We start from the raw sequence: 11,759 nt of genomic DNA on the forward strand, positions 1-11,759 counted from the left end.
CTTAAGGGGAAGAGAAAAAGTGACGAGGCTACGTAGCTCAGTTGGTTAGAGCACATCACTCATAATGATGGGGTCGCAAGTTCGAATCTCGCCGTAGCCACCATTTTTTTCTCTTAAGTCGAAGTGTTCAACAGTGCGGGAGTGGTGGAATTGGTAGACACGCTGGATTTAGGTTCCAGTGCTTCACGGCGTGAGAGTTCAAGTCTCTCCTTCCGCACCATGTTGGGGTATAGCCAAGTTGGTAAGGCACCGGGTTTTGATCCCGCTATTCGTTGGTTCGAGTCCAGCTACCCCAGCCACTTTTAAAAACCGGTCTCTCCGACCGGTTTTTTTATGAAAGAAAAATCAGGCTATGTAGCTCAGTTGGTTAGAGCACATCACTCATAATGATGGGGTCGCAAGTTCGAATCTCGCCGTAGCCACCAATTTCAATAAGTTTGTGGTATTCTATACAAAGCTTTATTGGGGTATAGCCAAGTTGGTAAGGCAGCGGGTTTTGATCCCGTTATTCGTTGGTTCGAGTCCAGCTACCCCAGCCATCCCTTCTGTTTTTTTAAAACTCATTTGTCATTTAATCCGTAAGCTTGGGTGAGATTGTTTTTTGCTTTAAAACAATCGGTAATGCGGATTCTGCTACTTTCGGTTCCTACACCACGTGGTAAGATGTTTATTCATTAAGAAAAGCTTTCCAAGGAAATTCAGTGATTGAAAAAATTGTCGCGGCCGTGAATAACGTGCTGTGGGGGGATGGACTGTCATTCAATCAATCGGTACCCGTTGTAGGTGATATCAATTTTGCCACCGGCCCACTTCTGATTTATATGCTGGTCTTTTGTGGTTTATGGTTTACATGGAAACTGCGTGCGGTTCAGATTCGTCACTTCGGTTATATGTTCTCGATAATGAAAGGCAGCACAAAATCGACGACCGAAGGTATCAGTTCTTTTCAGGCGTTGTGTACAAGTCTTTCGGCACGAGTGGGTACCGGTAACTTGGCAGGTGTTGCTGTTGCTATCTCTTTAGGTGGCGCAGGTGCCATTTTCTGGATGTGGATGATTGCCCTGATTGGTATGGCGACCGGCTTTGCTGAAAGCGTTCTGGGGCAATTGTACAAAGTAAAAGATGATAACGGAGAGTTTAGGGGGGGCCCTGCTTATTACATCAAACAAGGCCTGAACAAAACCTGGTTGGCGGTCGCCTTCTCTCTTTGTTTGTTTTTAGGATATGGTTTCGTATTTAGTGCGGTGCAGGCCAATACTATTACAGACGCTCTGGAAAACGCTTACGCTATTCCCACCCTATACTCTGGTATCGCCATTATTGCATTAGCTGCGATGATAGTGGTGGGTGGTTTACGCGGTATTGCGCGCTTTGCTGAGTTAGCAGTGCCCTTTATGGGTGTGGGCTATATTATAGTGGCCCTGGTCATTACATTTATGAATATCAGCGCTGTTCCAGACATGATTATGCACATTATCTATTCTGCATTTGGTCTTGAAGAGGCCGGTGCCGGCGCGTTAGGCGCTGCCATTAAAAACGGTATCCAACGAGGGCTGTATTCCAATGAGGCTGGTTCCGGGAGTGTTCCGCACGCTGCTGCAGGCGCGGCCCCAAACCCAAATCATCCGGTTTCGCAGGGCTATGTGCAGATGCTGGGGGTCTTTTTTGACACCATGATTTTATGTACTTGTACTGCATTTATCATTTTATTGGCTGGTCAAGAAAATGCGGCTGAAGGCATGGGCGGCATAGGTTTAACGCAAGAGGCATTGAGTATTCATATTGGCGCGTCGGGCACTGACTTTATTTCTGCGGCTATTTGTTTATTCGCCTTCACCTCGGTGGTTGCAAACTACGCGTATGGTGAGAGCAATTTACACATATTCAAACTCGATAATAAACCCGGCCGTCTCATTTATACTGCGGGTTATCTGGGTATGATTTTATGGGGCTCAATGGCGGCTTTACCTACCGTGTGGGCTATGGCGGATATGGCGCTAGGCTTGATGTCGGTAATAAATATCATTGCTATTATTTGGATGACACCGACTATCGTTTCTATTTGCCGGGATTACTTTACTAAACTGGATCGGGGTGAGCGCCCTGAATATGCTGATGGCGACTGCGAAATTCAGGGTAAGTCTGAAAAAGGAATCTGGTAAAAAGATATTTATGGTTGCCAGAAACAATTTAAATCGAGGGCTTTTATAACAAACAGCCCATTGCTTTAAATTGACTAAAAAGCCCGGAGACGATGCTATATCAAACCTGGGCTTTTTAGTTTATCGAACCGGTTCAATATCGTTTAGACGTCAGTGTAATAGCGAGCCTTTAAAAGCGTTGGGGAAAGTGAGTTCAGGTAAAAATTGTTGATATTCGCGTTTGCTTAATGCAGTGGCAAGTCACTTTTCCACATGGTTGCCCAGCCATAAAGTCACTGTACACATACAAACACAAACTTATTGATACGGCTGTAGACTGTAGACTGTAGACTGTAGACTGTAGACTGTGTTCAAGTCTTTGGCAGAAACTTCATCGCTTCAACTGCGCGGCGCTTTAATTTATTAGCACTTTGGTTTTGAAACAGAAAAATCAGGTGCTTAGCCCAATATTTGAATACAAAAAAAGCGCCCTAAGGGCGCTTATACTGTCGTTACTGTTTTACTTGGACCACTCAAACTTTTTAAAGGGTTCATCTACCGGGGTATTCGCAAGATGATTCGTGTAGTTGCTCATCAACTTTTGCGCCATTATCGTGATAATCTCAAGCAATTGCTGACGGGTAAAACCCGCATCAAAAAACGTTTTCAGTGTATCGTCATCGACATTACCGCGTCCGCGCGTCAGCGCTAATACAGTATTTTTTAACGTATTTAGCTTGGTGTCTGACAACTTCTTATCGTCACGAAGCTTTTGGATCAGCTCGTCATTTACGTCCATATTTTTCGCAATACCCGTATGAGCCGGCACACAATAATGGCACTCATGCTCTACATTCAATGTTTGCCACACTACCGTTAGCTGTTCTTTATCAAAGGAAGAATTTAACGCTAATTCATGAAGCTTTTGATAACCTTCAAGCAGTCCTGGGGCTTCAGCCATTACCGCATGCAAATTAGGAATCATTCCGAAAGATTTTTTTGACTCTTCAAGTAATGCTTTTGATTTTTCAGGTGCATTCGTTTCGTCATAAAGGGTAAAATCTGTCATTCGCCTCTCCTGTTAGTAAATGTTCATCTCATATACTGGGGGCACCTGAACAGTTGTTCAATGGGGTGAGTGAACAAATGTTCAAAATATTAAGGCTATAGGTTTTATGTCAGATCGCACAACTATGTTAAATATCGCTACAGATTTATTTTGGCGCAAAGGTTATCAGGCCACCAGTATGCGCGATATCCAACAGGCTTTGGATTTGCGCCCCGGTAGTCTTTATTCACGCTTTCAAAGTAAGTCTGAGTTATTTGAACAGGTAATTGTACATTATGCAGAACAAATTCTGGCGCGCTTAGAACAAAGCGCGCTTGAAAAAGATGGCCTTGAAGCCACCCGACAAATGTTTATTCAGGAGCTTCTAAAACCGGAGGAGCAACGCTATCAGCGTCAATGCCTATTGCTCAATGCCATGGCAGAAAGCAGTAAGCTTGAAGATAGAGCGGCCGAAGCCTTGGATGATGCTATGGCTAAAATGCTTCAGGGCTTTATTGCCCTAGCCATCTCGCTGCAACAGCAAAATTTGCTTTGCAGTGTTACTTCTGTCGATAAAATAGGTCAGTGGCTACAAATACAATTTGTCGGACTGAGAAACACTGCGTTTGTATCTCGCAATGATGAAGATATTGTGTACTTCATTGATAAACTACTTATCGACCTACAACATCAGTGGCCGCACAATGGCTAATGGTGCGTGGTCACGACTGGGCTATCGGGCTATCGGGCTATCGGGCTATCGGGCTATCATCACGATAAGCTGAATGACTAGCGAAATCATTATCAGCGGCCATATCCAGCGGGCAATTTTGCCGGCCGTTTCGCTGCTGACCCGCATGTTCGAACGCTCAATTAGCGGCACTACAACTAACAGGGTTAAAAACAGCACACCCAGAATTATTAATACTTCCATAATCACATCCCCATGGCATATTGCAAAATTTGACGTTTAGCAAAATCGGTTTGCTGAGCCATCTTCAGCATGCCGGTTCGTAACCACTTTACTGCAGACACATCATTGCTAAACAACAGGTAGAACGCATCCATCGCGCTCATCATCGCCAGGTTGTCGCGCCGACGACGATGCTCGTAGCCCTGCTTAAATCTCTGTATATCAAGTGTTGTCGACCCGGGCTCAGTAGTTTTAAGCAGGGCCTGCACATCTTTAAAGCCAATATTAACCCCCTGCCCCGCCAAAGGATTAATAGTATGGGCAGCATCGCCTACCAAAATAGCCTGATTTTTAACATATTGCTTTGCATGCATGCGAGATAAAGGAAACGCCGCTTTGCCTTGTATCTTAAATTTGCCGGTGATGTTCGCAAAAGATTCTTCAATCGCCTGGGTGAGTTGTGTATTGTTCATTGCTTTTAACTGGCGGATTCGCGCTGGCGAGTCGTACCATACAAACGAGCCAAAATTTTTGTACATAGGTAAAAATGCCCGTGGTCCGCTAGGGTGGAATTCTTGCCACGTCCAATCAGGTTGTGCCTGCGTTGTCTCAACAATCACTCCCAGTGCCTGCTGGCCATATTGCCAGCCCTGTGTACCAATAGCCGCCTGCTGGCGAACAAACGACGTCGCACCGTCGGCCCCGATAACCCATCGCGCTTCAATGGTACGCTGGTTTTGTAGAACAACAGTACAACCATGAACCTGGTTCCATTGAATTGCCTGGGGCGCCTGCGTATAGCGGGTCAGATTGGCAGTATGCTGTTGTAATTCAATTGCGTTCAGGCAAGCCAGTTGAATAAGCCGATTTTCACAAAAATAACCTAATATACTTTTACCCAGAAGGTGCGCATCAAAATCAGTGGTCGCCTGTTTTTTTTCCCAGACCGAAAGTTTGCTATACGGCCTGAGCCGCGAGTCGGGAATTAACTCCCACGCCCCTAAAGACTGCAACAATGCCGCCGAACCGGCTGAAATAGCACTTACACGCAAGTCGGGTGGCTGGTCTGGTTCAAAAGGTTTGGGCGGCGCTGGATCTATCAAGGCCACTTTATATCCCTGACGCAATAGTCCTAACGCCAGCGTGGCGCCAATCATACCTGCACCGTTTACGCAAAAATCGTACATATGCTCTCCTGCCCTTATTCACCTTATTATGACCTAAACAAGGGCTTAGGTCATAATGTGCTTTATATCATACGAGACTCTTACTAATTTTCGATTAAGATTCTGTACAATCGCTGGGCAAACACGCTTATAGCAGGTAAAATACGCGGCTATTTTGAACATTTATCCATCCCTCTTGCTGGCAGTGACGCGATGCGCAAGGTGCGCACAATTTACCATTATCAGGACTATGAAAAAGGGGTGGGTTAAAACCTGAACTGACTGTATTCGCTATGACTAAAAAGCTTTTTATTAAAACCTGGGGCTGCCAGATGAACGAGTACGACTCGGACAAAATGGCAGACCTGCTCGACTCAACTCACGGCTATACTCGTGCAGAAGAAGCAGAAGATGCTGATATCATTTTGCTTAATACCTGCTCAATAAGAGAAAAAGCACAGGAAAAAGTATTTCACCAACTGGGTCGTTGGAAAAATCTTAAGCAGGATAAGCCTGAATTGATCATTGGTGTGGGTGGCTGTGTGGCCTCTCAAGAAGGTGATGCTATTCGTCAGCGCGCGCCCTTTGTCGATTTGGTTTTCGGACCTCAAACCTTGCATCGATTACCTGAAATGATCAACGATTTACAAGGCGGTGCCAAGTCGGTGGTCGACATCAGTTTTCCTGAAATTGAAAAGTTCGACCGTTTACCTGAGCCTCGGGCTGAAGGGCCGACCGCCTTTGTTTCTATTATGGAAGGTTGTTCGAAGTACTGTACATTTTGCGTAGTACCGTATACCCGTGGTGAAGAGGTCAGTCGTCCGGTAGACGATGTTCTGTTAGAAGTCGCACAGCTTGCTGAACAAGGCGTTCGTGAAGTTAATTTACTGGGACAGAATGTGAACGCCTTTCGCGGCGAACATCATGATGGAACAATGTGCTACTTTTCAGAGTTGTTAGAACTGGTGGCCGCCATAGACGGTATCGACAGAATTCGTTATACCACCTCGCATCCGGTCGAGTTTACTGATGATATTATCGCTGCCTACGAAACGATTCCCGAGCTCGTAGATCATTTGCATTTACCGGTTCAAAGCGGTTCAGACCGGGTGTTGACGTTGATGAAGCGCGGTCATACGGCATTAGAATATAAGTCGCGGATACGCAAATTACGTAAAGTGCGTCCCAATATTAGTATGTCATCTGATTTTATTATTGGTTTTCCGGGCGAAACTGACGCCGACTTTGAAGCAACTATGGACCTGATTCAGGCCGTTGATTTTGATCTGAGCTTTAGCTTTATTTACAGTGCCCGCCCCGGTACACCAGCAGCTGATGCTGTTGATGATGTTTCTGAAGCAACAAAAAAACAACGTTTACACCTGTTGCAGCAGCGTATTACTCAGCAAGCATTGCGTATTGCTCGTCATATGGTTGGCACCCAGCAACGTATTTTGGTTGAAGGCCCATCGAAAAAGAACCCAATGGAGCTTTCAGGGCGTACTGAAAACAATCGGGTAGTCAACTTTGAAGGCACCCCAGATATGATTGGCGAATTTATTGATGTGCACATTACCGATGTGTTCACCAATTCGCTTCGTGGTGATGTAATTCGACGCGAAAACGAAATGGGGTTGCGTGTAGCAGTTTCACCCCAATCTATTACCGCGAGACATCAACCAGAACAACCTGATGCCCTTGGAGTGGGTCAGTTTGTTCCAACCGTTTAAAGTGAGGAATCAAGTAGCTTGAGTAATTTGGTTAGCAACGAAATTGTATTAGAGCCTGAAGATAACAAACGGCTATCAGTATTGTGTGGACCGTTTGATGACAATATCAAACAAATTGAACGTCGTCTGGGTGTTGAAATAACTTACCGTAACAATGCGTTTCGGGTTTTAGGTGATGCTCAACAAACCAGTGGCGCAGCAGAGTTACTTAAGCAGCTGTATGTTGAAACTCAGCCGGTAAAAGGACAGCCTGCCGAACTGACTTCTGAGCAGGTACATTTAGCCATTCAGGAGTCTAAAGTTTTAGAGCAGGAAGACGCTTCTTCCCGCCCCGGCAAAGAAGTTAATATAAAAACAAAGCGCGGCGTAATTAAGCCCCGTAATCCAAACCAGGGTCAATATGTTGCCAATATTATAAATCACGATATTACCTTTGGTATAGGGCCGGCTGGTACGGGTAAAACTTACCTGGCCGTCGCGGCGGCAGTGGACGCGCTTGAACGTCAGGAAGTTCGCCGTATCTTACTGACCCGCCCCGCAGTAGAGGCGGGTGAAAAGCTGGGTTTTCTACCGGGCGACTTGTCACAGAAAGTTGATCCCTATTTACGCCCACTTTATGACGCCCTGTTTGAAATGCTGGGCTTTGAAAAAGTCGAAAAACTGATGGAACGCAATGTTATTGAAGTTGCTCCACTTGCGTATATGCGTGGGCGTACATTAAACGATGCGTTTATTATTTTGGATGAAAGCCAAAATACCACCTCAGAACAAATGAAAATGTTCCTGACCCGTATCGGTTTTAATTCAAAAGCGGTGATCACAGGCGACATTACCCAAATTGATTTACCTCGAGGCGTACGTTCTGGCTTGCGACACGCTATTGATGTACTAAAAGAGGTCAATGACATTTCATTTAACTTTTTCACGGCAACTGACGTAGTGCGTCATCCTGTTGTGGCACGGATTGTTCAGGCTTATGAACGTTTTGATGCTGAACATGAAGCTGCGCAACAGGCACGTCGTGAAGAGGCTAAAAAAATAGCTTTAGCGCGTGAGAATAGCGAAACAAAGCCCTCGTGACCGCGCTTATTGATTTGCAGCTGGCTTATGAAGGTGATGCAGCTATTGCCGCAGATATCCCTCAAGCCAGCCAGCTTCAACAATGGGCCGACATGGTTTTTGTTATGCTGGATCTATACGATCAGGAAATGACACTACGCTTTGTGGGCATCGAAGAGTCCCAGTCTTTAAATCATCAATTCAGAGGCAAAGATAAACCTACCAATGTTTTATCATTTCCCTTTGAATCACCACCGGGCATGGAAATGCCGCTTCTGGGAGATTTAGTGGTTTGTGCCCCCATAATTAGTCGTGAAGCCAATGAACAAAATAAGCAAGTAGCACATCACTATGCTCATATGATTGTTCATGGCATTTTGCATTTACTTGGCTATGATCACATTGATGATGCACAGGCTGAGGAAATGGAAGCACTGGAAATTCGGATCTTAGCCGAATTAGCCATTGACGACCCTTATCAAGACCATTAAGTTTACCATCGGATATAAATAAAAACGGATACTATGAGCGACGATAACCCCCACTCTACCAACGGCTCTTCGTCGAAAAGTTGGCTCGATAAGCTAAAACTGACTTTCTCCGGAGAGCCGCAAAGTAAAAAAGAACTGGTCGAAGTTATTACCGAGGCTGAGCAGCGCGAAGTAATCGATCCCCAGACTCGGGAGATGATAGAGGGCGTCATCGGTGTAAATGAAATGCGGGTAAGAGACATTATGATACCCCGTACTCAGATGACCACTATCGACATTGACCAAAAGGTAGAAGAGTTTCTGCCTATTATGCTCGAGTCTGCTCACTCCCGATTCCCTGTTATCAGCGAAGATAAAGACCATATCGAAGGTATTTTGCTGGCCAAAGATTTACTGGCCTATATGTTCAATACTGAAAAAGAATTTTTACTTCGGGCGGTCTTGCGTCCAGCCGTGATTGTTCCTGAAAGTAAACGGGTAGATGTACTGTTAAAAGAATTTCGTCAGCAGCGCTACCACATGGCTATTGTGGTGGACGAATATGGCGGCGTTTCGGGGCTGGTCACCATTGAAGATATTCTTGAACTTATCGTGGGCGAGATTGAAGACGAATACGATACCGAAGAAGACGGCACCGATGATATTCGGCCGTTAAATAAATACACGTATTCGGTAAAAGCCCTAACGCCGGTCGACGAGTTTAATAGTTTCTTTGAAACCAGCTTTAGTGAAGAAGAAGCCGATACTATTGGTGGTATTGTGCTTAAAGCCTTTGGTCATATGCCTTCGACCAACGAAGAAGTGGTTATCGGCGATATTAATTTCAAAATTACTCACTCTGACAAGCGTCGGTTAGTGCAGCTCAAGGTGACAATTCCTTCTTTGGAGTGAAATTTTTGAACTCGTTTTTTTCTTTGGTTTTACTGTTGTTCAGTGGAGCCAGCCTGACGCTTGCCTACGCGCCCTTTAACGTTTGGCCAATCACATACTTAGGCTTGATAATAGCGGTACGCCAGTTGCAACGTCGCCCCGACAATGGCTTTAAAAGCGGTTGGGTATTCGGATTGGGCTGGTTTGGTGCCGGCATTAGCTGGGTTCACGTAAGCATTGCTGATTTTGGCGGCTTACCCCTATACGCTTCTGTCGGGTTGATGGCGGTGCTGTGCAGCTATCTGGCTTTATTCCCTGCCCTTGCCTTTTACCTTACCAAAAAATTATTCAAACCAGCATGGTGGCCATTGACACTTCCCGCCTGGTGGTTCGCCAGTGAATGGCTTCGCAGCTGGTTACTTTCAGGTTTTCCCTGGCTATCGGTGGGATACAGTCAGCTTGACTCACCCTTGGCAGGATGGTTCCCGGTAATCGGCGAAACTGGCGTCAGCGCCCTTATTGTCTTTGTAGCTACTGGCTGCGCCGTTTGGTTAAGCAGGCGACAATTAAAACCCGTGGGTGTTTCTGTTGCATTAATTTTTGGAGCCGGCTGGGCTTTACAACAGATTCAGTGGGTTACTGTACTCAAAACTGTTGATGTAGCTATGGTGCAGGGCAATATTGAACAGTCTATGCGGTGGCAACCCGAACAAGACCAACCTATCATGGATAAGTACCGTTCGCTTACCCGCCCGTTGCTAGATAACGATTTGATCATTTGGCCTGAGGCTGCCATACCAAAGCTGGAATTTTTATCCCGAGCCTGGTTACGTGAGCTTGATAACGAAGCGGCGACCCAAAATACGGCCATTGTCACAGGTATTGTAAATTACAACTTTGAAACCGAACAGATATGGAACTCGCTTATTGTTTTAGGCCAGCAAGATAATAAGCCTGGGGGAGATTATCGTTATTCAGAGGCGAACCGGTATGCAAAACATCATCTTTTACCCATAGGCGAATTTGTACCCTTTGAGGATATTTTGCGCCCGCTCGCTCCACTATTCGATTTACCAATGTCATCTTTTTCGCGCGGGGATTTTTCTCAGACCAATTTACAAGCAAATGGAATACAACTGGCTCCAGCTATTTGCTTTGAAATTGCCTTTCCGCGTCAGGTGGCCGCCAATATTCATAATGATACCGACATACTTTTAACGGTCAGTAACGATGCCTGGTTTGGCCATTCGCATGGACCTGCACAACATTTGCAAATCGCTCAAACCAGAGCATTAGAAATGGGCAGGCCTGTTATTAGGGCAACCAACAATGGCATCACGGCATTTATTGACGCAAAGGGAGCGATTACCAGTCGGCTGCCACAATTTGAACAAGGTACAATTACAGATAAAGTGCAAATTACTCGCGGCACAACCCCATACCGTTCTGTCGGCGACTTCCCGATGGCGATGATTTTATTGTTCGCCCTTATAAGCGTCTGGTGGTATCAGCGACATAAATAACCTGATTACCTGAGATTGTGTTTGTCGGCAAACATGATCCATTTTACCCCCTGCTACGATATTGATTATTTATCCGATGGAGAAATAAATGGCCGGCGGTTGGGCAAAAGACGGAGCGGTGCAAGACCAAATTGATGCCAGTGTCGAAGATGCGCTAGCTCGTGCAAAAAGCAATATGCCTACTGGCGAAAGCGCAGAGTTTTGTGAGTTATGCGACGAGCCTATTCCAGAGGCCCGACGGGTTGCTATCCCAGGTGTTCAGCTTTGTATTCAATGTCAAAGTGAAGAAGAAAAGAAAACCGTTAGACACTCCTCAATAAATCGCCGCGCCAGTAAAGACAGCCAACTTCGCTAGGGGCCCCACCGCTAAGCTTAGCTATCAGACTCTTTTACGGTAGCTGTATTAAATAACCTACTACGTCGATACTGCAATTTAACTGTGTTCAAGCGGTTACACAACTTTGTCCAGTTACGTTTAATAAATGGATACTGGCATCAGTCGATACCATTTAAAAAGAAATCGCCCTTTATTGTTGGACACCCACAGTTAAAATTACCTACCTAATTGTGGACACCCACAGTTAAAAATCATCAAGCCTCACTTCTGTACTATGCCGAGGACTCGAAAGCAGAATTTTTAAAGTGGGTGTCCATGATGATACGACTGGATCTCCAAGGTGGTATTTTGTGGATGTCCAAGGTTATACGAGCATCGATGTTACGAATTCGCCAGTGCTTTGATGGTTATGAATTTTGTCGCCAGTTGGACAAATAAAAGCAGCTAATAGTGCCACCACTACGTTGTCCGTTTCATCTGG

11 protein-coding genes and 5 tRNA genes are annotated in these 11,759 nt (G+C 45.4%); 13 read left to right on the forward strand and 3 right to left on the reverse strand.

Features of this window, described 5'->3' with window-relative positions:
- Positions 1-26 precede the first annotated feature (26 nt).
- The 6 genes from JK130_RS08845 (at position 27) to JK130_RS08870 (ending at position 2,162) form a co-directional block, all read left to right on the forward strand.
- A tRNA-Met gene (locus JK130_RS08845) sits at positions 27-103 on the forward strand.
- A 32-nt stretch (positions 104-135) separates the two neighbouring features.
- Positions 136-220, forward strand: a tRNA-Leu gene (locus JK130_RS08850).
- Between the two features lie 3 nt (positions 221-223).
- Positions 224-299 (forward strand) — tRNA-Gln (locus JK130_RS08855).
- A gap of 49 nt (positions 300-348) precedes the next feature.
- Positions 349-425 (forward strand) — tRNA-Met (locus tag JK130_RS08860).
- Positions 426-463: 38 nt separating this feature from the next.
- Positions 464-539 (forward strand) — tRNA-Gln (locus JK130_RS08865).
- 162 nt (positions 540-701) lie between these two features.
- Positions 702-2,162 carry an alanine/glycine:cation symporter family protein gene (locus JK130_RS08870; RefSeq protein WP_218353956.1) on the forward strand — a complete coding sequence of 487 codons (1,461 nt, stop codon included), beginning with the start codon at positions 702-704 and terminating at the stop codon, positions 2,160-2,162.
- Positions 2,163-2,661: 499 nt separating this feature from the next.
- Here the strand turns inward: JK130_RS08870 and JK130_RS08875 are convergent, their stop codons facing one another.
- On the reverse strand, positions 2,662-3,210 hold the full coding sequence (locus JK130_RS08875) for a carboxymuconolactone decarboxylase family protein (protein WP_218353957.1): 549 nt from the start codon (positions 3,208-3,210) through the stop codon (positions 2,662-2,664).
- A gap of 106 nt (positions 3,211-3,316) precedes the next feature.
- On the opposite strand from JK130_RS08875, the gene JK130_RS08880 reads away from it, so the two are divergent.
- The gene (locus JK130_RS08880) at positions 3,317-3,901 is read left to right on the forward strand and encodes a TetR/AcrR family transcriptional regulator (protein WP_218353958.1); all 585 of its coding nucleotides are present in this window, start codon (positions 3,317-3,319) and stop codon (positions 3,899-3,901) included.
- 45 nt (positions 3,902-3,946) lie between these two features.
- Here the strand turns inward: JK130_RS08880 and JK130_RS08885 are convergent, their stop codons facing one another.
- Both JK130_RS08885 and JK130_RS08890 read right to left on the reverse strand, forming a co-directional pair.
- Positions 3,947-4,123, reverse strand: a complete 177-nt coding sequence (locus JK130_RS08885; RefSeq protein ID WP_218353959.1) for a hypothetical protein — start codon at positions 4,121-4,123, stop codon at positions 3,947-3,949.
- A 2-nt stretch (positions 4,124-4,125) separates the two neighbouring features.
- Positions 4,126-5,289, reverse strand: coding sequence for an FAD-dependent monooxygenase (locus JK130_RS08890; protein WP_218353960.1), 1,164 nt, complete (start codon positions 5,287-5,289; stop codon positions 4,126-4,128).
- 272 nt (positions 5,290-5,561) lie between these two features.
- On the opposite strand from JK130_RS08890, the gene miaB reads away from it, so the two are divergent.
- The 6 genes from miaB to JK130_RS08920 all read left to right on the forward strand — a co-directional run bounded on the left by miaB (position 5,562) and on the right by JK130_RS08920 (position 11,296).
- Positions 5,562-6,998: a tRNA (N6-isopentenyl adenosine(37)-C2)-methylthiotransferase MiaB gene (gene miaB / locus JK130_RS08895; protein ID WP_218353961.1), complete on the forward strand. Its 1,437-nt coding sequence runs from the start codon at positions 5,562-5,564 to the stop codon at positions 6,996-6,998.
- 18 nt (positions 6,999-7,016) lie between these two features.
- Positions 7,017-8,078, forward strand: coding sequence for a PhoH family protein (locus tag JK130_RS08900; RefSeq protein ID WP_218353962.1), 1,062 nt, complete (start codon positions 7,017-7,019; stop codon positions 8,076-8,078).
- Positions 8,075-8,548: an rRNA maturation RNase YbeY gene (ybeY, locus tag JK130_RS08905; protein WP_218353963.1), complete on the forward strand. Its 474-nt coding sequence runs from the start codon at positions 8,075-8,077 to the stop codon at positions 8,546-8,548. Before JK130_RS08900 ends, ybeY begins: the two co-directional genes overlap by 4 nt.
- Before the next feature lie 33 nt (positions 8,549-8,581).
- Positions 8,582-9,439, forward strand: coding sequence for a CNNM family magnesium/cobalt transport protein CorC (gene corC / locus JK130_RS08910; RefSeq protein WP_218353964.1), 858 nt, complete (start codon positions 8,582-8,584; stop codon positions 9,437-9,439).
- A gap of 5 nt (positions 9,440-9,444) precedes the next feature.
- Positions 9,445-10,941 (forward strand): apolipoprotein N-acyltransferase, encoded by a 1,497-nt coding sequence (gene lnt, locus JK130_RS08915; RefSeq protein ID WP_246587741.1) that lies wholly within the window; start codon positions 9,445-9,447, stop codon positions 10,939-10,941.
- An 88-nt stretch (positions 10,942-11,029) separates the two neighbouring features.
- Entirely contained in the window at positions 11,030-11,296 is a 267-nt protein-coding gene (locus JK130_RS08920; protein ID WP_218353965.1) for a DksA/TraR family C4-type zinc finger protein, read from the forward strand.
- Positions 11,297-11,759: the final 463 nt, after the last annotated feature.

It is taken from the genome of Alteromonas lipotrueiana (assembly GCF_019249245.1).
Taxonomy (GTDB): Bacteria; Pseudomonadota; Gammaproteobacteria; order Enterobacterales; family Alteromonadaceae; genus Alteromonas; species Alteromonas lipotrueiana.